The sequence below is a fragment of the Streptomyces sp. NPDC050658 genome, from assembly GCF_044457025.1.
Taxonomy (GTDB): Bacteria; Actinomycetota; Actinomycetes; order Streptomycetales; family Streptomycetaceae; genus Streptomyces.
This window is the reverse complement of record NZ_JBITGM010000004.1, coordinates 451,056-473,217: the sequence shown is the minus strand read 5'-3', so window position 1 is coordinate 473,217 and position 22,162 is coordinate 451,056. Positions and strand designations below refer to the sequence as shown.

Annotated in this window: 18 protein-coding genes; 15 read left to right on the top strand and 3 right to left on the bottom strand. The window is 70.9% G+C overall.

Going from position 1 to position 22,162, the window contains the following annotated elements; genetic code table 11:
- Window positions 1-23: 23 nt before the first annotated feature.
- Window positions 24-623 carry a helix-turn-helix transcriptional regulator gene (locus tag ACIBKX_RS17720; RefSeq protein ID WP_363274064.1) on the bottom strand — a complete coding sequence of 200 codons (600 nt, stop codon included), beginning with the start codon at window positions 621-623 and terminating at the stop codon, window positions 24-26.
- A gap of 133 nt (window positions 624-756) precedes the next feature.
- Between ACIBKX_RS17720 and ACIBKX_RS17715 the strand changes: the two genes are divergently transcribed.
- The 7 genes from ACIBKX_RS17715 (at window position 757) to ACIBKX_RS17685 (ending at window position 9,772) form a co-directional block, all read left to right on the top strand.
- On the top strand, window positions 757-1,395 hold the full coding sequence (locus ACIBKX_RS17715) for a class I SAM-dependent methyltransferase (RefSeq protein ID WP_363274063.1): 639 nt from the start codon (window positions 757-759) through the stop codon (window positions 1,393-1,395).
- A 196-nt stretch (window positions 1,396-1,591) separates the two neighbouring features.
- A complete protein-coding gene (locus tag ACIBKX_RS17710; RefSeq protein ID WP_363274062.1) occupies window positions 1,592-3,289 on the top strand; it encodes a dynamin family protein in 1,698 nt (565 codons plus the stop codon).
- Between the two features lie 34 nt (window positions 3,290-3,323).
- On the top strand, window positions 3,324-3,899 hold the full coding sequence (locus ACIBKX_RS17705) for a hypothetical protein (RefSeq protein WP_363274060.1): 576 nt from the start codon (window positions 3,324-3,326) through the stop codon (window positions 3,897-3,899).
- Entirely contained in the window at window positions 3,892-5,793 is a 1,902-nt protein-coding gene (locus ACIBKX_RS17700; protein WP_363274059.1) for a dynamin family protein, read from the top strand. Before ACIBKX_RS17705 ends, ACIBKX_RS17700 begins: the two co-directional genes overlap by 8 nt.
- Window positions 5,790-7,004, top strand: coding sequence for an Hsp70 family protein (locus ACIBKX_RS17695; RefSeq protein ID WP_363274058.1), 1,215 nt, complete (start codon window positions 5,790-5,792; stop codon window positions 7,002-7,004). Before ACIBKX_RS17700 ends, ACIBKX_RS17695 begins: the two co-directional genes overlap by 4 nt.
- 27 nt (window positions 7,005-7,031) lie before the next feature.
- A complete protein-coding gene (locus ACIBKX_RS17690; RefSeq protein ID WP_363274057.1) occupies window positions 7,032-7,460 on the top strand; it encodes a YbjN domain-containing protein in 429 nt (142 codons plus the stop codon).
- 92 nt (window positions 7,461-7,552) lie between these two features.
- Window positions 7,553-9,772, top strand: a complete 2,220-nt coding sequence (locus ACIBKX_RS17685; RefSeq protein ID WP_363274056.1) for an NADP-dependent isocitrate dehydrogenase — start codon at window positions 7,553-7,555, stop codon at window positions 9,770-9,772.
- An 80-nt stretch (window positions 9,773-9,852) separates the two neighbouring features.
- On the opposite strand, the gene ACIBKX_RS17680 is transcribed toward ACIBKX_RS17685, so the two are convergent.
- On the bottom strand, window positions 9,853-10,767 hold the full coding sequence (locus ACIBKX_RS17680; protein ID WP_363274055.1) for a hypothetical protein: 915 nt from the start codon (window positions 10,765-10,767) through the stop codon (window positions 9,853-9,855).
- Between the two features lie 245 nt (window positions 10,768-11,012).
- On the opposite strand from ACIBKX_RS17680, the gene ACIBKX_RS17675 reads away from it, so the two are divergent.
- Window positions 11,013-12,191 carry an acyl-CoA dehydrogenase family protein gene (locus ACIBKX_RS17675; protein ID WP_363274054.1) on the top strand — a complete coding sequence of 393 codons (1,179 nt, stop codon included), beginning with the start codon at window positions 11,013-11,015 and terminating at the stop codon, window positions 12,189-12,191.
- 9 nt (window positions 12,192-12,200) lie between these two features.
- Here the strand turns inward: ACIBKX_RS17675 and ACIBKX_RS17670 are convergent, their stop codons facing one another.
- Window positions 12,201-13,115, bottom strand: coding sequence for an AraC family transcriptional regulator (locus tag ACIBKX_RS17670; RefSeq protein ID WP_363274053.1), 915 nt, complete (start codon window positions 13,113-13,115; stop codon window positions 12,201-12,203).
- A 194-nt stretch (window positions 13,116-13,309) separates the two neighbouring features.
- Here ACIBKX_RS17670 and tkt point away from each other — a divergent pair, with 194 nt between their 5' ends.
- The 7 genes from tkt to ACIBKX_RS17635 all read left to right on the top strand — a co-directional run bounded on the left by tkt (window position 13,310) and on the right by ACIBKX_RS17635 (window position 22,162).
- A complete protein-coding gene (gene tkt, locus ACIBKX_RS17665) occupies window positions 13,310-15,406 on the top strand; it encodes a transketolase (protein WP_363274052.1) in 2,097 nt (698 codons plus the stop codon).
- Window positions 15,407-15,495: 89 nt separating this feature from the next.
- Complete coding sequence (gene tal / locus ACIBKX_RS17660; protein ID WP_363274051.1) at window positions 15,496-16,635, top strand: transaldolase; 1,140 nt, start codon at window positions 15,496-15,498, stop codon at window positions 16,633-16,635.
- Window positions 16,632-18,176 carry a glucose-6-phosphate dehydrogenase gene (zwf, locus tag ACIBKX_RS17655; RefSeq protein ID WP_363274050.1) on the top strand — a complete coding sequence of 515 codons (1,545 nt, stop codon included), beginning with the start codon at window positions 16,632-16,634 and terminating at the stop codon, window positions 18,174-18,176. The genes tal and zwf overlap by 4 nt, the downstream gene beginning before the upstream one ends.
- Window positions 18,173-19,114: a glucose-6-phosphate dehydrogenase assembly protein OpcA gene (gene opcA, locus ACIBKX_RS17650; RefSeq protein ID WP_363274049.1), complete on the top strand. Its 942-nt coding sequence runs from the start codon at window positions 18,173-18,175 to the stop codon at window positions 19,112-19,114. The genes zwf and opcA overlap by 4 nt, the downstream gene beginning before the upstream one ends.
- Window positions 19,107-20,780, top strand: coding sequence for a glucose-6-phosphate isomerase (gene pgi / locus ACIBKX_RS17645; protein WP_399375821.1), 1,674 nt, complete (start codon window positions 19,107-19,109; stop codon window positions 20,778-20,780). Before opcA ends, pgi begins: the two co-directional genes overlap by 8 nt.
- Before the next feature lie 68 nt (window positions 20,781-20,848).
- Entirely contained in the window at window positions 20,849-21,727 is an 879-nt protein-coding gene (gene gnd / locus ACIBKX_RS17640) for a phosphogluconate dehydrogenase (NAD(+)-dependent, decarboxylating) (protein WP_363272834.1), read from the top strand.
- A 78-nt stretch (window positions 21,728-21,805) separates the two neighbouring features.
- Window positions 21,806-22,162: a VOC family protein gene (locus tag ACIBKX_RS17635; RefSeq protein WP_363272832.1), complete on the top strand. Its 357-nt coding sequence runs from the start codon at window positions 21,806-21,808 to the stop codon at window positions 22,160-22,162.

Below are 22,162 nucleotides of genomic sequence, written 5' to 3'. Positions count from 1 at the left end.
GGCCCGCGGCGGACCGGTGCGGGTCAGGTCTTCGGCGTGGGCCTGACCCGTACGTGCACCCGCTCGCCCTGCGCCCCGAACAGCGCCAGGAACTCGACCGGATGATCGCCCGCGTTGGTGAAGCCGTGCGGGGTCCGTGTGTCGAACTCGGCCGCCTCGCCCGCGGTCAGGACGAGATCGTGCTCGCCCAGGGCCAGCAGCAGCCGGCCGGACAGGACATAGAGCCACTCGTACCCCTCGTGTACCCCCTGTTCGGGGCGGGTGCCGGGCTCCGGCTTCTTGCCGACGGGCAGGACCAGCTTGTACGCGTGCAGCCCGCCCAGATGCCGGGTCAGCGGCACCCACGTCCTGCCCTGGCGGGTGAAGGGCCGGGCATGGACGCGGGGATCACCGGTGGCGGGCGCGCCGACCAGCTCGTCCAGCGGCACGCCGTGCGCCTTCGCCAGCGGCAGCAGATGCTTCAGGCTCGGCTCGCGCAGACCGCTCTCCAGCCGGGAGAGCGTGCTCAGGGAGATCCCGGTCCGCTCGCTGAGCGCGGCCAGGGTGGTGCCCCGCGCGGTGCGGAACGCCTTCAAACGCGGCCCGACGGCGGTCAGCACCTCCGCGAGATCGTCGTCGCTCATCCCTCCATTTGCCGCCCCGGCAAATATCTTTGTCAAGCCGCGACGGGCCCGCGCACCGTGGGCGGCGTACCGGGGCGCAACTGGCACAGCTCCGTACGCCGCAGCACGAACGCCGCACGAAGGGATCGCAGCGATGACCGACACCACCACCGCATCGGCCGGGGAATTCTGGGACGAGCGCTACCGCGAGCGGGACCGGATCTGGAGCGGCGAACCCAACGCGTCCCTCGTCCGCGAGACCGCCGGCCTGGCCCCCGGCAGCGCCCTCGACCTGGGCTGCGGCGAGGGCGGCGACGCGATCTGGCTCGCCCGGCGCGGCTGGCGCGTCACCGGCACGGACGTCTCCCGCGTAGCGCTGGGCCGTGCGGCCGAGCACGCGGCACAGGCGGGCGTCGCCGAGCACGTCGACTGGCGGCACCACGATCTCGCCGCCTCCTTCCCCGAGGGCTCCTTCGACCTGGTCTCCGCGCAGTTCCTGCACTCCCTCGTCGACATGCCGCGCGAGCGGATCCTGTGGAACGCCGCGCGCGCCGTCGCGCCCGGCGGACTGCTCCTGGTCGTCGGCCACGAGGGCTTCCCCGACTGGGAGCCCGGACCCCACCCCGATGTGCACTTCCCCACGCCCCAGGAGATCCTCGACTCCCTCGAACTCCCGGCGGGGGAGTGGGACGTACTCGTCAGCGACTCCTACGAGCACCACCTCACCGCACCCGACGGGCGGCCCTCCGTCCGCACGAACAACACCCTCGCGGTGCGCCGCAGGCCGGTCTGAGCCGTCCGTCGCGAGTCGTCCGCCGGCCCAGAGAACGACTCCTGTCGCACCCGGCGGCGCACTGCGGCTCTTGCGGGTGGAACCTGCCCCCGTCGTATTGCTCCGGCCCCCCGCTCTCCCCATACTGCTGGCATCGGGGGAGGGCGGGGCATCTGGCCGCCCAGTGATGACGCCCGCTCCCGGGTGGGGGTGGGACATGGGCGTCCACAGTGACAGCGCGGGACGGACTCCGGCGGGGGACCGCGGGACGGGCGCGCGGGAGACCCTGGGCACGCTGTCCCGCACGGCCTTCGCGGGCGGGGCCGACGAACTCGGCGGGACCCTGGACACCGCGGCGCGGCGGCTCGGCGAACCGATGCGGCTCGCCGTCGCGGGGCAGCTGAAGCGCGGCAAGTCGACGCTGGTCAACGCGCTGCTCGGCGAAGAGGTCGTGGCGGTCGGGCAGTTGGAGACCACGTTCAACGTCACCGAGTTCCACCACGCGGCGCGGCCCCGGCTCACCGTGCACTACAAGGGCGACCGGCCGCCCCGCGACGTCTCGCCCGAGGAGCTGGCGCGGCTGAGCGTCCGCGACGCCGACGCGCTCGACACCCTGCGCGGCATCCGCAAGCTGGAGGCCGGCTGGCCCAACGACCTCCTGAAGTCCTTCCGGCTCATCGACACGCCGGGCCTCGCCAGCGTGCACCGCACCGACGCGGCCAACGCCGCCGCCTTCCTCGGCATCCAGGACCCCGCCGCGCAGGCGGAGAGCCAGGCCGTGCTCGACGCCATCGGGCGCGACGCCCAGGAGGTGCACGACGACAGCGTGGCCGAACTCGACCGCGCCGACGCGGTGTTGTTCCTCTTCACGCGGGCGCTCGGGAGGGCCGACATCCAGGTCGTCGAGGAGTTCGTCGGCGCACACCAGAGCGCGGTCAACGGTCTGCGGGCCTTCGGCGTGCTCACCCGCTGCGACCAGTTCTGGCCGCCCGCCGCCGATCTGCCGGGACAGCCGGACCCTTTGGAGTACGACCCACTGGACGCCGGACGCGAGATCGTGGCCGGATATCTGGGGCGCCCCGCGCTGCGCGCCGCCTTCCACACCATCCTGCCCGTCGCGGGCCTCACCGGGCTCGGCGCCCGCACCCTCACCGACGACGCGTACACGTCCCTGGCCAAGCTCGCGGACACCGACGCCCGGCTCCTGGTGAACCGGCTGCGCAACGAGCGCCGGTTCGCCCGCCAGGAGTACGAGGACCTGGCGGTGCCGCCCGAGGACCGGGCCCCGCTGCTGCACCGGCTCGGCGCCTGGGGCGTGCACCGCGCGTGCGTGCTGATCCGGCGGGGCGCCGATCTCGTCGACGTACAGAAGACGCTCCTCGCGGAGAGCGGCGTGGCGGCGCTGCGTGACCTGATCGTCGAGCACTTCGGCAACCGCTCCGGCCTCATCAAGCTCGACTCCGCGCTGCGCGAGGCCACCGCCTCCGTGCACCGCTCCCGCGCGCTGCCCCGCGACCGGGAGCACGGGTTCGCGTTCGCCGAGACGGTCGACGGGGTCGGCGCCGCCCTCGAACGCTTCCGGCTCAGCGATCCGGGCCCCGCCGAGATCGCCCTGCTCACCGGAGTGTACCGGGGCGACTACGACTTCACGGACGGCGAGCGCGACGAGGTGCTGCTGGTCACCGGGGAGCGCGGGCGGTCGGTCGCGGCCCGGCTCGGACTGCCCGCGGACGCACCGCTCTCCGCGTTCCGCTCCGCCCTCGCCGACCGGCGGGCGGCCTGGCGGGTGCGGGTGGACGACCCGTTCCACGCGCCGCCCACCGTCCTCGCCGCGCGCACCGTGCTGCGTACGTACGACCGGATCGCCGAGCAGGTGGCGTCGGCGGAGCGGCTGCTGTTCCACGAGACCGACTGAGGTCGGTGTCCGACGGCCCGTGAAGGAGGCCGGCATGACACGGCGACACCCCTGGTGGGACCCGCGCTCCTGGTGGCAGCGGCTGCGTGGACGCGCGACGCGGAGAGAGGCGGCCAAGCTCGACCCGGCCCTGGGGGCGCCTCCGCGGGAGGAGCCGGCCTCGCGGGAGGAGCCGGTCCCGCAGCAGGAGCCGGTCCCGCGGGAGGAGTCGGCCCCGCCCGTGCCGCCGCCCACGCCGGTGCCGGTCTCCCCCGTCGCCGACGACGCGGGGCCGCTCCCCGTCGTGGCCGGACTCATCGACGTACTGGACCGGGTGGCCGTCCTGCGCGGGCGGCCCGAAGGGGTGCCGCTCGACCCCTCCCTGCTCGACTGGCTGGAGCAGGCCGTGCTGCGGATGCTCGCCGACTGCGAGGTGCGGCCCTACGAGGGTGAGGGCGAACTCGACCCGATGCGGCACGAGTCGGTGCTCTCCGAGCCCGCGCCCCGGCCCGATCTTGTCAACCACGTCGCGGCCAATCTGCGCCCCGGCTACCTCTGGCGCGCCGAACCGGTGCGGCCCGCCCAGGTCACCGTCTACGTGGCGGCGAAGGAAGGAGCCGGCGATGACTGACGCCGAGCCGCTGCGGGCCCGCGCCCGCACCCTGTTCACGGACGCCGAACAGGCCCTGCGCGCCGACCCGGAGGTGGGCCGCGAACCGCTGCGCCGCCTCGAGGAGCACCGGGCCACGCTGGAGGGGCTGCAGTACCACGTGGTCGTCTGCGGCGAGTACAAGCGAGGGAAGTCGAGCCTGCTCAACGCGCTGATCGGCCGGCCCGGACTGTTCCCCGTCGACGTGCACGTGGCGACCAACACCGTCTCCACCCTGGAGTACGGCACCGAGGAGCACGCCGTGGCCTATCTCGCCCCGGAGGCGGCGGGCGAGGAACTCACCGCGGTGGAAGTGCCGTTGGCCGAGCTGCGCGACTACGTCACCGAGCAGAAGAACGAGCAGAACGTACGCAACGTCCACCTCGTCCGCATCCAGTTGCCGCTCGACCAGCTGCGCACCGGACTCGTCATGGTCGACACGCCGGGCGTCGGCAGCATGAACCTCGCCCACGACGCGGCCACCCACGCCTTCCTCGGGCAGGCCGACGCGCTGATCTTCGTCGGCGACCTGGTGGTCACCTTCAGCACGGACGAACTCGCCTTCCTGGAGCGGGCGTTGGCCAAGTGCCCGACCGTGATCACGGTGCTCACCCGCAGCGACCAGGTGGTCGACCCGGAGCCCTCGCTGCGCGCCGCCCGCCGCAAGATCGCCGATGTCACGGGGCGCGCCGAGGCCGACCTCGTCGTCCTTCCGGTCTCCTCGCCGCTGCGCGCCTCCGCGTGGCAGTCCGGGGACCCCGAGATGCTCGCCGACTCCGGATTCCCGGACCTGGAGCAGGAGTTGTGGGACGGCCTCGTGACACGGGTGGGCCGGCAGCGGGTCGCGCGCTGCGCCGCCGGGCTCGCCGACGCCCTGGCCGCGGCCCGCGCGCCCATCGACCTGGCCCTGGAGAGCCGCTCCGACCACGAGATCGAGCGCTTCGACCAGGAGCTGGCCCGCCGCGCCGAACTGGCGGCGGACCTCCAGGCCCGCAGCGCGCGCTGGCGCACGGAACTGCCCAATGTGTTCCACGACGAGACCCAGCGGATCAGGCAGGGGCTCCAGGGGATCTTCGAGGCGGCGAGCCAGGACTTCTCCGCGGCCGCCGCCGGAGCCACCGACCCGGCCCAACTCGACGACGGCGTACGGGAGATCGGCCGCCTTCTGGTGGACGGCGTCGAGATCGCGATGGAACGGCTGCGGGACGCCGCCCGCCAGGTGCAGCAGGCCTTCGCCGCACAGACCCAGGTCCCCTTCCAGGCCGCCACGTTCAGCGTCGGCGGATTCACGCCGGACCTGCGGGGCATGAAGGCGGCGCCGCCCGGACTCGACGCGGGGTCGGGACAGCCCGCGCACCATCTGAGCAACACCTGGCGCTCCGCCATCGCCGGGGCCGGACTCGGCGGCGTCATCGGCGGGATGATCGGCGTGGTCGGCGGACCGCCCGGCATCGCCGTCGGGGCGGCGCTCGGCGGGCTGCTCGGCAAGGTCGTGGGCGCCATCACCGGCTGGTCCGACTCCCGGCGCGCGGAACGCGAACGCGCGGAACAGCAGCGCAAGGAGTGGTCGCGGGAGGCCGTCCGCACCCTGACCTCCGGCACCCTGGCCCAGATCCGCGGCAACGAGGCACGCGCGCTCGCCGCGTTCGACGACGCCGCGCGCGACATCACCAGGCTGCTCGTCGCCGACATCGAGCGCGGCATCGAGGAGGCGAGGGAATCCCTGGAGCGCTCCCGCAGGGAAGTGGAGGAGGAGCGCGGGCGTACGGCGGAGCAACAGCGGCTGCGCCGGGCCGAACTGACCGAGCGCCGCGACCGCTACAACCAACTCATCGCATCCGCCGGGGAGTTGGTCGACCGGGCAGGTGGGACGTGAACGGCGCGACACCGGGACCCGTGCACGGGATCGACTTCGGTACGTCCACCTCCGCGCTCCTCATCGGACGGCAGGACGGCACGGTGACCGGCGTCAAGGACCCCGCCGTACCGCACGCGGGCCTGTCGATCAGGACCGCGGTCTGTCCCACGCCGCGCGGTGAACTCGCCGTCGGACAGGCCGCGTACGCCGCGCGCATGGCCAACCCGGTGGAGTACCACGCGGAGTTCAAGCGGCACTTCGGCGAGTCGGTGCCGCTGATGGCGGCGGGGCGTGCGCGCCAACCGCACGAGCTGACCGGCGAGATGCTGTCCTTCCTGCGGAGCTGCGCGCTCAAGCAGGTCCCTCAGGAGCCGCAGGCCGTGGTGATCACCGTCCCCGCGAGCTGGGAGTCCGGCAACCGTGACCTGATGCTGGACGTCGCCGAGACCGCCGGGTACCGCCGCTCGACCGTACGCCTGGTCACCGAACCCGTGGCGGCGCTCGCGCACGCCTTCGCCGAGCACCGCCCCGAGGACCGGCACTGCTTTCTCGTGTACGACCTGGGCGGCGGGACCTTCGACGTCGCGGTGGCCCGCAGCGTCGGGGCGGAGTTCGAGCTGGCGGGCGCGCCCGGCGGGCTCGCGGACGTCGGCGGCGGCGCCTTCGACCGGGAGATCCTGCGCTGGCTCGCGGCCCGGCTGCCCGACGGGGCGCGCGCCGCCCTGGAGCGCCCCGCCCACGACCACCAGGCGCTGCGCGAACGGCTGCAGCTGCTCGCCCAGTGCCAGACGCTGAAGCACCAGCTCTCCCTGGTGAACGACCACACCGAGTACTTCACCAGCAACGGCGGGGTCGTGCCGGTGACCATGGACAGCGGGGAGCTGGCCGCGCTGCTCGGCCCCTTCCTCGACCGCACCCTCACCGAGTGCGAGCGCACCCTCGCGGCGGCCGGGCTCGGCTGGGCGGACGTCGACGCGGTCGTCCCCGTGGGCGGCAGCAGCCGGCTCGGCGCGGTGGGCGCGGCCCTGTCCGACCGGTCGAAGCGGACGGTGCGCCTCATACCCGATCCGGACCTCGCGGTGGCCGACGGCGCGGTGCTGCTCGCCCGGCGGGTGCTCGCCGAGGGCGAACTGCCGCCAGGACTCTCGCCCGGTGATCCGGTGGCGCGGCAGCTGCGCGCCGGACTGAACCACGACCTGATCGCCCGTGTGCGCAGGCACGCACGGTAACCCTACCCACCGAGAGGAACGATCCCCATGGCCACCTTCAGCGACTCCTGGCGCCAGCTGCTCCACGACTACGCGCGCGAGAAGGACTACCGGTACCAGGTCAGCGGGGACACGCGCCTGCTGCAGTTCTCCGTCGACAACCCCGGCCGCGAGAGCATCACCCTCTTCGTCTCGGACGTCGGCGAGATGGTGCACTTCTCGATGAGCGACAGCGGCTACCTCCCCAAGGACAAGATCCCGCTCGCCGTCGCCGCGGTGAACCAGTACAACCAGGAGCACCTGCTCCCGAAGGCGTACGTCTACGAGAACGACAGCGGCCAGAGCGACCTGCACGGCGGCTGGACGCTGCCCGGCGTCTTCGAGATCACGCCCGCGCAGTTCTCCGAGGTCATGGACTGGGCGCTCAGCGTGTGCCTGGAGCTCTTCGACTGGCTGCACGAGCACTACGGACTGTGACCGCACAAGTACCGCAGGGCCGCTTCGTGGAAGAGGGCGATCACGAGATATCTTGATGTCGAGCAATGTTGCAGACGTGGAGCGGAGCACCGGTGACTGACTCGACCATCATCTACACCCACACTGACGAGGCCCCGGCCCTGGCGACGTATTCGTTCCTGCCGGTGATCGAGGCCTACGCCTCGACGGCGGGGGTCACTGTGGAGAGCCGTGACATCTCCCTGGCGGGGCGCATCATCGCCCTCTTCCCCGAGTTCCTCGAGGAGAGCCAGCGCATCGACGACGCCCTCGCCGAGCTCGGCGAGCTGGCGAAGACGCCCGGCGCCAACATCATCAAGCTGCCGAACGTCTCGGCCTCGATCCCGCAGCTGAAGGCGGCCGTCGCCGAGCTGCAGGGCCAGGGCTACGCGCTTCCGGACTACCCGGACGACCCGAAGACGGACGCGGAGAAGGACATCCGGGCCCGTTACGACAAGGTCAAGGGCAGCGCCGTGAACCCGGTCCTGCGCGAGGGCAACTCCGACCGCCGCGCCCCCGCGTCGGTCAAGAACTACGCCAAGGCGCACCCGCACCGCATGGGCGCCTGGACGGCCGACTCGAAGACGAACGTCGCCACCATGGGCGTCGACGACTTCCGCTCCACCGAGAAGTCCGTGACCATCGCCGACGCCGGTTCGCTGCGCATCGAGTTCACGGCCGAGGACGGCACCAAGACCGTCCTGCGCGAGTCCGTACCGGTCCTCGCGGGCGAGGTCGTCGACGCGTCCGTGCTGCACGTGGCCGCGCTGCGCACGTTCCTCAGCGAGCAGATCGCCAAGGCCAAGGCCGACGGCGTGCTCTTCTCGGTGCACCTCAAGGCCACCATGATGAAGGTCTCCGACCCGATCATCTTCGGCCATGTCGTGCGCGCCTTCTTCCCGAAGACCTTCGCCGCGTACGGCGAGAAGCTGGCCGCGGCCGGCCTGAGCCCGAACGACGGCCTGGGCGCCATCCTCGGCGGCCTGGACGCGCTGCCCGAGGGCGCTCAGATCAAGGCCTCCTTCGAGGCCGAGATCGCCGAGGGCCCCGAGCTCGCGATGGTCGACTCCGACAAGGGCATCACCAACCTGCACGTCCCGTCGGACGTCATCGTCGACGCCTCCATGCCCGCGATGATCCGTACGTCCGGCCACATGTGGGGCCCGGACGGCGCGGAGGCCGACACCCTGGCCGTGCTGCCCGACAGCAGCTACTCCGGCGTCTACCAGGTCGTCATCGACGACTGCCGCGCCAACGGCGCCTTCGACCCGGCCACCATGGGCTCGGTCCCGAACGTCGGTCTGATGGCGCAGAAGGCCGAGGAGTACGGCAGCCACGACAAGACCTTCGAGCTCGCCGCCGCCGGCACGGTGCGCGCGGTCGACGCCGCGGGCAACGTCGTCCTGGAGCAGTCCGTCGCCGCCGGTGACATCTTCCGGATGTGCCAGACCAAGGACGCCCCGATCCGCGACTGGGTCAAGCTCGCCGTCACCCGCGCCCGCGCCACCGGCGACCCGGCCGTCTTCTGGCTCGACGAGGACCGCGCGCACGACGCGCAGCTCATCGCCAAGGTCAAGGCGTACCTGCCGGAGCACGACACCGAGGGCCTGCGGATCGAGATCCTGTCGCCGGTCGAGGCGACCAAGCTCTCCCTGGAGCGCATCCGCCGCGGCGAGAACACCATCTCGGTCACCGGCAACGTGCTGCGCGACTACCTGACGGACCTGTTCCCGATCCTGGAGCTCGGCACGAGCGCCAAGATGCTCTCCGTCGTCCCGCTGATGAACGGCGGCGGCCTGTTCGAGACGGGCGCGGGCGGCTCGGCCCCCAAGCACGTCCAGCAGCTGGTCAAGGAGAACTACCTGCGCTGGGACAGCCTGGGTGAGTTCCTCGCCCTGGCCTCCAGCTTCGAGCACCTCGCGCAGACCACGGACAACGCGCGCGCCCAGGTGCTCGCCGACACCCTCGACCGCGCGACGGCGACCTTCCTCAACGAGGACAAGTCGCCGACCCGTCGCCTCGGTGGCATCGACAACCGCGGCAGCCACTTCTACCTGGCCCTGTACTGGGCCCAGGAGCTGGCCAAGCAGACCGCCGACGCGCAGCTCGCCGAGGCGTTCGCCGCGCTGGCCAAGACGCTGACCGAGCAGGAGCAGACGATCGTGGACGAGCTGATCGCCGTCCAGGGTTCGCCCGCCGACATCGGTGGCTACTACCAGCCCGACTCGGCCAAGGCGGCGTCCGTGATGCGCCCGTCGGCCACGCTGAACAAGGCCCTCGGCCTCCTCGGCTGAGCGCTTTCCGGCTGAACCGACCGTGCCCCGGCCGCACTTGTGTGCGGCCGGGGCACGGTCGTATCCGCGGGCGTGGAGCCTCAGCCGAAGGCCACCGAGCTGATCTTGTCGTCGAAGTCGATCGCGGACAGGTCGGCCACATCGCCGTTGATGACCTTGGAGGTGCCCTTGCAGTCGGGGTCCGTCCAGATCTTCATCGAGCCGGACACCGAGACGGACGAGGTCACCTTCGGGCGGGCCAGGTTCTGGCAGCCGGCTCCGGCGACGCCCTGCGCGGGCCCGTTGTCCGAGAAGTTCGCGTCGTCGAAGAGGATCGCGCTGCTCGCGGGCGCCGCCTGCGCGGCGTCCGGGGTCTGTGCCGGCTCGGCCTCGGCGGGCGCGCCGGACTTCTGGCCGTCGGGCTGTACGCCGAACCAAGTGCCGCCCACGCCCTGGCCGTTGGTGTCGCCCGGCTTGAGGTCCTTGCTGAACCGGTAGACAGGCCAGCCGCCGACGGTGACCTGCTGGGTGCCGTCGTCCCGCCGGATGACGCCGACGTCCGAGGCCTGCACTCCGTCGACGAAGATCTTGCCGCCCGGGTTCACGAGGACGGGCGGCCAGGTGGTCGCGCAGGCGTCGTTGCAGTTGGACTTGGAGGGTGACGCGGTGTCCTTGTCGAAGCGGTAGAGGGTGAATCCGGCGCCGTTCACCACGACCGGGTCGAGTGCGCCCGCCTTCGCCGCCGACAGCTGCACCCACTTGCGCTGCACCGGATCGGCGGCCGGCTTGCCGGGCGGGTTGGCCCAGTCGCCGGTCTTCTCGGGCGCGTTGTTCTGCCGCGCGGTACCGGACTTGAAGGCGAGATCCATGGAGCCGTCGGACGCCGGCGCGGAGGTGGCGGGCTTCGCGGCCGGGTCCTTCGCGGCGCTGTCGCCGTCGGCGCCGCCGCAGGCGGAGAGCAGCAGGACCCCCGCCGCGGCGAAGGAGGCGAAGAAGGCGGTGTTCTTGCTGAGCATCGGAGGTCTCCTCGATTCGGTGTGACGTCGCGTCGGATCGGTACGCGTTCGACGGGGAGTACGGAGCCCGCCAGGCCAGGTGCTCATCAATTTTCCGACTGAAACCAAACCGAGACATTGTCTAAGGTGCGACCCATTCCGGTTGCTGCGTGAGTGTCACCGCCATTCCCTATTACTGAAACGCGTTCTACTGTGTGCGCCGTCAAGTCCCATGTGACGTGAGCCAGCGGAAGCCAGGAGGGGCCGTGCACCTCGAATACACGCCTGAGCAGCGGCAGTTGCGCACCGAGCTGCGCGCCTACTTCGCGGAGCTCGCGCCCGACAACGTCTACGCCAGGTACGCCGACCCCGCCGCGCAGAAGCGGTTCTACCGGGAGACGGTCCGCCGGCTCGGCTCCGACGGCTGGCTCGGCGTCGGCTGGCCCAAGGAGTACGGCGGTCGCGGGCTCACGCCCATGGAGCAGTTCATCTTCTTCGACGAGGCGGCCCAGGCGGGGGTCCCGCTGCCGCTGATGGCGCTGAACACCGTCGGACCGACCATCATGCAGTTCGGCACAGAGGAGCAGAAGGCGTACTTCCTGCCGCGGATCCTCTCCGGAGAGCTGGACTTCGCGATCGGCTACAGCGAGCCCGACGCGGGCACGGACCTCGCCGCACTGAAGACCAAGGCGGTCAGGGACGGCGACGACTACATCGTGAACGGGCAGAAGATCTGGACGACCAACGGCGACACCGCCGACTGGGTCTGGCTCGCCGTCCGCACCGACCCGGACGCGCCGCCGCACAAGGGCATCACCATGCTCCTCGTGCCGACGACTGATCCCGGCTACTCCTGCACCATCATCAACACCCTGGCCTCGCACGACACGACGGCCAGCTACTACGAGAACATCCGCGTCCCCGTCTCGCGCCGCGTCGGCGAGGAGAACAAGGGCTGGCGGCTCATCACCAACCAGCTCAACCACGAGCGCGTCACGCTCGCCGCGCACGGCACCATGGCCATCCGTGCGTTCCACGACGTACAGCGCTGGGCCGCCGACACCAAGCTTGCCGACGGCCGCCGCGTGATCGACCTCAACTGGGTCCGCCAGCGCCTGGCCAGGACGCACACCAAGCTGGACGCGATGAAGCTCCTCAACTGGCAGATGGTGAACGCCGTCCAGGAGGGCACCCTCACCCCGCAGGACGCCTCCGCCGTCAAGGTCTACGGCTCCGAGGCCCGCCGCGACGCGTACGCCTGGCTCATGGAGGTGGTCGGCGCCGCCGGCGCCCTCAAGGAGGGCTCGGCGGGCGCCGTGCTCCACGGCGAACTGGAGCGCGGCTACCGCAGCGCGGTCATCTTCACCTTCGGCGGCGGCAACAACGAGATCCAGCGCGAGATCATCTCGTGGATCGGGCTCGGGATGCCGCGGGTGCGCCGCTGAAGCCGTCCGTCAGACCTGTGACGCCCTGAATCCCGCCGGTGTCACCCCGGCGTGCAACTGGAAGAACTTCGAGAAGTTCGCCGAGTCGCCGAAGCCGACCGCCACGCCGATCCGCCCCACCGGCAGATCGGTGTGCGCGAGCAGTCGCTTGGCCTCCAGGACCACGCGGCGGTCGATGAAGCCCTTCGGGGTCTGGCCGGTGGCGGCGCGCACCGCGCGGACCAGCGTGCGCCGCGAGTAGCCCAGCTCGTCGGCGTACGCGCTGACGCTGTGGTTGGTGGTGAAGCCCTGCTCCACGGCCGTGCGGAACCGGGTGAACGTGGTGTCGGGCTGTGGTGTGCACTCGTCCGCCGCGGCCCGCGCCGACACATGCGCGACGCGCAGCATCAGCGCCGTCAGGGAGTGTCGCAGCACGGACGTGTGCAGGCTCAGCGGCAGCGTCGACGTGTCCAGGTACTCGCGCTGCAGCTGCTCCAACGAGGCTTTCAGCGCGGCGAGTTGGTCCGCGTCGGGGTGGAGGAGCGGCGGCCGGTCGTAGCGGTACATGCCGGTCGACTCGACGATCGCGCGCGGCAGGAAGCCGGGCTGCATCGTGAGCGCCGTGCCGACATACCGCTCGGAGGTCGCGAAGCCGTGTACCTGACCGGGCCTGATCCACAGGATCTCGCCCGCCCCGACCTCGTACTCCGTGAAGTCGACCATGTGGTGGACCGGGCCCTCGCGGAAGAACAGCAGGACGTGGAAGTCGATGCGGTGCACCCGCCGCGACAGACCCACGCCGCCGGCCCAGGGGCCGTCCGTGCCCATCGGGCCGACCTGCATCCCGACGCCCGAGACGCTCGTGCTCGGGTCGAAGGGATACGTACGGATGTGCTCCGCCGTACCCAGATGTGCGCTCGGATGTGCGCCGCCCCGCTCCGTCATGCGTCTTCCTTGGCTCCGATCGACTTCACGCGCTCTCCGTGTCTCATTTTCACCGAACGCTGACACGCGAGCACCTACCTCGCCAAAAGTATGACCTTTAACTTCGTAGGTGGCTGGACCAGGGATTTTAGGCCCCGGCGGCCGGTGCCTGCCGGCACCACCGATGGACAACGGATGCGAAGGAAGTCATTCAGATGAGCACGCAGACACCGGACGGCCTCGACCCCTTCGAGCGCCCCTTCGAGTGGACCGAACTCGACCAGCGTGCCGTCGACACCGCCCGCCTCCTGGCGGCCGACGCCGTGCAGAAGGTCGGCAACGGACACCCCGGAACGGCGATGAGCCTCGCCCCCGCCGCGTACACCCTCTTCCAGAAGGTCATGCGGCACGACCCGGCCGACCCGGAGTGGACCGGCCGCGACCGCTTCGTCCTGTCGCCCGGCCACACCAGCCTCACCCTCTACACCCAGCTCTTCCTCGCCGGGTACGAGCTGTCGCTCGACGACCTGAAGGCGTTCCGCACCCAGGGTTCCAAGACACCCGGCCACCCCGAGTACGGCCACACCGCCGGGGTCGAGACGACGACCGGGCCGCTCGGCCAGGGCGTCGCCAACGCCGTCGGCATGGCGATGGCCGCCCGCTACGAGCGCGGCCTGTTCGACCCTGAGGCCCCCGAGGGCGCAAGCCCCTTCGACCACACCATCTGGGCGATCGTCTCCGACGGCGACCTGGAGGAGGGCGTCTCCGCCGAGGCCTCCTCGCTCGCCGGACACCAGAAGCTCGGCAACCTCGTCTTCGTCTACGACGACAACCACATCTCCATCGAGGGCGACACCGAGACCGCGTTCTCCGAGGACGTCCTGAAGCGCTACGAGGCGTACGGCTGGCACGTGCAGCGCATCGAGCCGCAGAACGACGGCAACGTCGACGCGAAGGCGCTGTACGAGGCGCTCGCCGCCGCCAAGGCCGAGACCGCGCGCCCCTCCATCATCGCGATGCGCACGATCATCGCCTGGCCCGCGCCGACCGCCCAGAACACCGAGGCCTCGCACGGCTCCGCGCTCGGTGCCGACGAGATCGCCGCCACCAAGCGCGTCCTCGGCTTCGACCCCGAGCAGTCCTTCATCGTCGAGGACGCGGTCATCGCCCACGCCCGCAAGGCACTTGACCGCGGCGCCGAGGCGCACGCCGCCTGGGACAAGCAGCTCGGCGCCTGGCGCACCGACAACCCCGAGCGCTCCCGGCTGCTCGACCGCATCGTCGCCGGCCGCCTCCCCGAGGGCTGGGAACAGGCGCTGCCCGCGTTCGAGGCCGGCTCCAAGGTCGCCACGCGTGCCGCCTCCGGCAAGGTCCTCCAGGCGCTCGGCCCGGTCATCCCCGAGCTGTGGGGCGGCTCGGCCGACCTGGCGGGCTCCAACAACACCACGATCGACAAGACGTCGTCGTTCCTTCCCGTCGGCAACCCGCTGCCGGAGGCCGACCCGTACGGCCGCACCGTCCACTTCGGTATCCGTGAGTTCTCCATGGCCGCGGAGATGAACGGCATCGCGCTGCACGGCAACACCCGCATCTACGGAGGCACGTTCCTCGTGTTCTCCGACTACATGCGCAACGCCGTCCGTATGTCGGCGCTCATGCAGCTCCCGGTCACCTACGTATGGACGCACGACTCCGTGGGCCTGGGCGAGGACGGCCCGACGCACCAGCCGGTCGAGCACCTCGCGTCGCTGCGTGCGATCCCGGGCCTGAACGTCGTCCGCCCGGCCGACGCCAACGAGACCGCGATCGCCTGGCGCGAGATCCTGCGCCGCGGCTCCGCCAAGCCGGCCCCGCACGGCCTCGCGCTCAGCCGCCAGGGCCTTCCGGTGTTCGAGGCCAACTCCGATGCGGCCAAGGGCGGTTACGTCCTCGCCGAGGCGTCGAAGCAGACCCCGGACGTCGTCCTGATCGCCACCGGCTCCGAGGTGCAGCTCGCCGTCGCCGCCCGCGAGACGCTGGAGGCGGAGGGCATCGCGACCCGCGTCGTGTCGATGCCGTCCGTCGAGTGGTTCGAGGAGCAGGACCAGGAGTACAAGGACAGCGTTCTGCCGTCCGCCGTGAAGGCCCGCGTCGCCGTCGAGGCCGGTATCGGTCTCACCTGGTACCGGTACGTCGGCGACGCCGGACGCATCGTCTCCCTGGAGCACTTCGGCGCCTCCGCCGACGCCAACGTCCTCTTCGCCGAGTTCGGCTTCACCGCCGAGAACGTCGCCGCGCAGGCCCGCGAGTCCCTCGCCGCCGCCCGCAGCTGACCCCGTACCGACACGTACGCCCGCACGCGTACGGACCCACCTGCCGAGTACGCCCGCACGCGTACGCCCGAGAGAAGATGAAGAAGCATATGAGCAACGCCGGTCCCTCCTCCTTTGCCGCCTCGCCCCTCAAGGCCCTCTCCGACGAAGGCGTCTCCATCTGGCTGGACGACCTGTCCCGCACCCGCATCGAGTCCGGCAACCTGGCCGAGCTGATCGAGAAGAGCCACGTCGTGGGCGTCACCACGAACCCCTCGATCTTCCAGGCCGCCATCGGCAAGGGCGAGGGCTACGAGGACCAGCTCGCCGACCTCGCCGTCCGCAAGGTCACCGTCGACGAGGCCGTGCGCATGATGACCACGGCCGACGTCCGCGCCGCCGCCGACATCCTGCGCCCCGTGTACGAGACGACGCAGGGCCGCGACGGCCGCGTCTCCATCGAGGTCGACCCGCGGCTCGCCCACGACACCGAGGCGACGGTCGCCGAGGCCAAGCAGCTCGCCTGGCTCGTCGACCGGCCGAACGTCATGATCAAGATCCCGGCGACGAAGGCGGGCCTCCCGGCCATCACCGAGGTCATCGGCCTCGGCATCTCCGTCAACGTCACGCTGATCTTCTCGCTGGACCGCTACAAGGCCGTCATGGACGCCTACCTCAAGGGACTTGAGCTGGCCCACGAGCGCGGCATCGACCTGTCCGCCATCCACTCCGTCGCCTCCTTCTTCGTCTCGCGCGTCGACTCCGAGATCGACAAGCGCCTCGACAAGGTCGGCACGGACGAGGCCAAGTCGCTCAAGGGCAAGGCGGCCCTCGCCAACGCCCGGCTCGCGTACGAGGCCTACGAGCAGGTCTTCGCCTCCGGGCGCGCCACCAAGCTGGAGGCCGCGGGCGCCAACAAGCAGCGTCCGCTGTGGGCCTCGACCGGTGTGAAGGACCCGTCGTACAAGGACACCCTGTACGTCGACGAGCTGGCCGCCCCCGGCACCGTGAACACCATGCCGGAGGCCACCCTCAAGGCCACCGCCGACCACGGCGACATCCACGGCGACGCCGTGACCGGCACCTACGACGCCTCGCGCGCCGAACTGGCCGCCGTCGAGCGGTTCGGCATCTCCTACGACGAGGTCGTGCAGCAGCTCGAGGACGAGGCCGTCGCCAAGTTCGAGATCGCCTGGACCGACCTGCTCGCCACCGTCACCTCGCGCCTCGAAGGGTCTGAGGCCAAGTGAGCTCTCCCCTTTCGGGAACCGCCTGGCAGAACCCGCTGAGGGACCCCCGCGACCGCCGCCTCCCGCGCGTCGCGGGCCCCTCCGGGCTCGTCATCTTCGGCGTCACGGGCGACCTGTCCCGCAAGAAGCTGATGCCGGCCGTCTACGACCTCGCCAACCGCGGTCTGCTCCCGCCGGGCTTCTCGCTCGTCGGGTTCGCCCGCCGCGAGTGGGAGGACCAGGACTTCGCGCAGGTCGTCCACGACTCGGTGCGCGAGCACTCCCGCACCCCCTTCCGCGAGGAGGTCTGGCAGCAGCTCGCCGAGGGCATGCGCTTTATCCCCGGCGACTTCGACGACGACACCGCGTTCAAGCAACTGCGGGAAGCCGTCGACGAGTTGGACGACAAGCGCGGCACCAGCGGCAACTACGCCTTCTACCTCTCCGTACCCCCGAAGTTCTTCCCCAAGGTCGTCCGGCAACTCAAGAAGCACGGCCTCGCGGACGCACCCGGGGGCTCCTGGCGGCGCGCCGTCATCGAGAAGCCGTTCGGCCACGACATGGAGTCGGCGAAGGACCTCAACGCGATCGTCCACGACGTCTTCGCGCCCGAGCAGGTCTTCCGCATCGACCACTACCTCGGCAAGGAGACCGTCCAGAACATCCTGGCGCTCCGCTTCGCCAACCAGATGTACGAACCCATCTGGAACCGGTCATATGTCGACCACGTCCAGATCACGATGGCCGAGGACATCGGCATCGGCGGCCGGGCGGGGTACTACGACGGCATCGGCGCGGCTCGCGACGTCATCCAGAACCACCTCCTCCAGCTGATGGCGCTCACCGCCATGGAGGAGCCGGCCGCGTTCGACGCCGAGTCGCTCGTGACGGAGAAGCTCAAGGTCCTCAGGTCCGTGCGGCTCCCCGCCGACCTGGAGAAGTCCACCGTGCGCGCCCAGTACGCCGAGGGCTGGCAGGGCGGCGAGAAGGTCAAGGGCTACCTCCAGGAAGACGGCATCGCGCGTACGTCGAAGACCGACACCTACGCCGCGGTCAAGCTGGAGGTCGACAACCGCCGCTGGGCGGGCGTCCCCTTCTACCTGCGGACGGGCAAGCGTCTGGGCCGCCGCGTCACGGAGATCGCCGTCGTCTTCCAGCGCGCCCCGCACTCCCCGTTCGACTCCACCGCCACCGAGGAGCTGGGCCAGAACGCGATCGTCATCCGCGTCCAGCCCGACGAGGGCATGACCGTGCGCTTCGGCTCCAAGGTGCCGGGTACGTCGATGGAGATCCGCGACGTGTCGATGGACTTCGCGTACGGCGAGTCGTTCACGGAGTCCAGTCCGGAGGCGTACGAGCGGCTCATCCTGGACGTCCTGCTGGGCGACGCCAACCTCTTCCCCCGAACAGAGGAAGTGGAGGAGTCCTGGCGCATCCTCGACCCCGTCGAGCGGCACTGGGACGAACATGGCAGGCCCGCCCGTTATGCCTCGGGCAGCTGGGGCCCACAGGAAGCGGACGAGATGCTCGCACGAGACGGACGGAGCTGGCGCAGGCCATGAAGATCGATCTGACTGACACCACGGCAAGCAAGATCAACAAGGCGCTCGTCGAAGGACGCCGCGCGATCGGGACGCCGGCCGTGGGCATGGTGCTCACGATGGTCGTCGTCACCGACGAGGAGAACGCCTACGACTCGATCAAGGCCGCCGAGGAGGCGTCCCGCGAGCACCCCTCGCGCACCCTCGTCGTCATCAAGCGCACCGCACGCTCCCCGCGTGACCGTCAGGCCACCCGCCTCGACGCGGAAGTACGGGTCGGCGCGGACGCCGGCACCGGCGAGACGGTCATCGTGCGCCTGTACGGCGAGGTGACCCAGCACGCTGACTCCGTCGTCCTGCCGCTGCTCCTGCCCGACGCCCCGGTCGTCGTCTGGTGGCCGGTCGACGCCCCGGACGTCCCCGCCAAGGACCCGCTCGGCGCGCTCGCGGCCCGGCGCATCACCGACGCGTACGCCGTCGAGGACCCGCTCGCGGCCCTCGGCGCCCGCGCCAAGTCCTACGCGCCGGGCGACACCGACCTGGCCTGGACCCGGCTCACGCCGTGGCGCTCCATGCTGGCCGCCGCCCTCGACCAGGCCCGCGTCGACATCGTCTCCGCGGCCGTCGAGTCCGAGGCCGAGAACCCCAGCGCGGAGCTGCTCGCCCGCTGGCTCGGCGCCCGGCTCGGCGTCCCGGTAGAGCGCGTCACGACCGCCGGGCCCGTCGTCACCGCGGTCCGCCTCGGCACGGCGGGCGGGGAGATCCGCATCGACCGCCCCGAAGGCCCGCTCGCCACCCTGTCCCTGCCCGGTCAGCCGGAGCGCACCCTCGCCCTGAAGGTCCGCTCCACCGCCGAGCTGATCGCCGAAGAGCTCCGCCGTCTCGACGCCGACGAGATGTACGCCGTCGCGCTGCACGGGGACGCCTCCGGCTCCAAGGAGTCTGTTCAACATGCCTGACACGAAGCCCGACACGCCTCACACGAACCCCCTGTTGACGCGGCGCCCGCAGTGGACGGCCCTCGCGGACCACCGCGCCAAGTTCAACGGCACCCATCTGCGCGACCTGTTCGCCGCCGACCCGGAGCGCGCCGAGCGCTACACGGTGCGGGTCGGCGACCTGCACATCGACTACTCCAAGCACCTGATCACGGACGAGACGCTCGCCCTGCTCCGGGAACTGGCCGTCGCGACCGATGTGTTCGGGCTGCGTGACGCGATGTTCCGCGGCGAGAAGATCAACACGACCGAGGGCCGCGCCGTGCTGCACACGGCCCTGCGGGCCCCGGCCGGTGCGGTGATCGAGGTCGACGGCGAGAACGTCGTACCGAAGGTGCGTGAAGTCCTCGACCGGATGGCCGCCTTCGCCGACAAGGTCCGCTCCGGTGCGTGGACGGGCCACACGGGCAAGCGCATCAAGAACGTCGTGAACGTCGGCATCGGCGGCTCGGACCTCGGTCCCGCGATGGCGTACGAGGCCCTGCGTCCGTACACCGCACGGGAGTTGACGTTCCGCTTCGTCTCGAACGTGGACGGCGCGGACCTGCACGAGGCCGTGCGGGACCTGGACCCGGCCGAGACGCTCTTCATCGTCGCCTCGAAGACCTTCACCACCATCGAGACGATCACGAACGCCAAGGCGGCCCGCTCGTGGCTGCTCAAGGGACTTGAGGACGAAGAGGCCGTCGCCAAGCACTTCGTCGCGCTCTCGACGAACGCCGAGAAGGTCGCCGGGTTCGGTATCGACACGGCGAACATGTTCGAGTTCTGGGACTGGGTCGGCGGCCGCTACTCCTTCGACTCGGCGATCGGTCTCTCGCTGATGATCGCGATCGGCCCGGACGCCTTCCGTGAGATGCTCGACGGCTTCCACCTGGTCGACGAGCACTTCCGCACCGCCCCCGCCGAGGCCAACGCACCTTTGCTCCTTGGCCTGTTGGGCATCTGGTACGGCAATTTCCACGACGCCCAGTCGCACGCCGTGCTGCCGTACTCGCACTACCTCTCCAAGTTCACCGCGTACCTCCAGCAGCTGGACATGGAGTCCAACGGCAAGTCCGTGGACCGCGAGGGCCGGCCGGTGGAGTGGCAGACGGGCCCGGTCGTCTGGGGCACGCCCGGCACCAACGGGCAGCACGCGTACTACCAGCTCATCCACCAGGGCACGAAGGTCATCCCGGCGGACCTCATCGGCTTCGCGCGGCCGGTCGACGAGCTGGACCCCGAACTCGCGGGCCAGCACGACCTGTTGATGGCCAACCTGTTCGCGCAGGGCCAGGCGCTCGCCTTCGGCAAGACGCCGGACGAGGTCCGTGCGGAGGGTGTCGCCGAGGAACTGGTCCCGCACAAGACGTTCCGGGGCAACCACCCCACGACGACGATCCTCGCCGGGGAGCTGACCCCGTCGGTCCTCGGCCAGCTCATCGCGCTCTACGAGCAGAAGGTCTTCGTCCAGGGCGCCGTCTGGAACATCGACTCCTTCGACCAGTGGGGCGTGGAGCTGGGCAAGGTCCTCGCCAAGCGCGTCGAACCCGCCCTCACGGAAGGGGCCGAGGTCCCCGGCCTCGACGCCTCCACCCGGTCCCTGGTCACCGCGTACCGCGCGCTGCGCGGCCGCACCGCCTGACGTAACGACCTCAGTAGCCCTCAGCACTCCTCACTCTTCAGCACTCCTCAGAAAGCAAGTGAACCGACATGCAGCTTGGACTCATCGGCCTCGGCAAGATGGGCGGCAACATGCGCGAGCGGATCCGCCGCGCGGGCCACACCGTCATCGGCTACGACCGCAACCCGGAGGTCTCCGACGTCGCCGACCTCGCCGAACTCGTCGACCGGCTCGAAGGCCCGCGCGTGGTCTGGGTGATGGTCCCGGCCGGTGCCGCCACCCAGTCGACCGTCGACGAGCTGAAGGGCCTGCTCGCCGAGGGCGACATCGTCGTCGACGGCGGCAACTCCCGCTGGACCGACGACGAGAAGCACGCCGCCGAGCTGGCCGAGCGCGGCATCGGCTTCGTCGACGCCGGTGTCTCCGGCGGCGTCTGGGGCCTGGAGAACGGCTACGCCCTGATGGTCGGCGGCTCCGACGAGCACGTCGCCCGCGTCAAGCCGGTCTTCGACGCCCTCAAGCCCGAGGGCGACTTCGGCTACGTCCACGCGGGCAAGGTCGGCGCGGGCCACTTCTCCAAGATGGTCCACAACGGCATCGAGTACGCGATGATGCAGGCCTACGCCGAGGGCTGGGAGCTGCTCGAAGCCGTGGACCCGGTCACCGACGTCCGCGAGGTCTTCCGCTCCTGGCAGGAGGGCACGGTCATCCGCTCCTGGCTGCTCGACCTCGCGGTCAACGCCCTGGACGACGACGAGCACCTGGACAAGCTGCGCGGCTTCGCGCAGGACTCGGGCGAGGGCCGCTGGACCGTGGAGGCGGCGATCGACAACTCCGTGCCGCTGCCCGCGATCACGGCATCCCTCTTCGCCCGTTTCGCCTCGCGCCAGGACGACTCGCCGCAGATGAAGATGATCGCCGCGCTCCGGAACCAGTTCGGCGGCCACGCGGTCGAGTCGGCCAAGTAGTCCGCCGGACTCCAGTCCGCCGGTCAGCCCGGGAAGAAATGCCTGTTCTTCCAGGCCAGGCGCGTCTAAGCTCTGCGGATGACCTTGCAATGGGAACAGGTAATCGTCCACGCTGAAGACCCGGCGACCCTGGGGCAGTGGTGGGCCGATGCCCTCGGTTGGGTCGTCGTCTACACCTCCGACGACGAGTTCGAGATCCGTCCGGCGCCGGACCAGATGCCCGGCCTGGACTTCGTCCGGCTCGCGGAGAGCAAGAAGGCCAAGAGCCGGCTGCATCTCGACTTCCGGCCCGACGACCAGGCCGCCGAGGTCGCCCGTCTCGAGGCGCACGGCGCACGGCGCGTCGACATCGGCCAGGGCGACGAGCCGTCCTGGGTGGTCCTGGCCGACCCCGAGGGCAACGAGTTCTGCATCCTGGGCCAGCGGAAGCCGTAA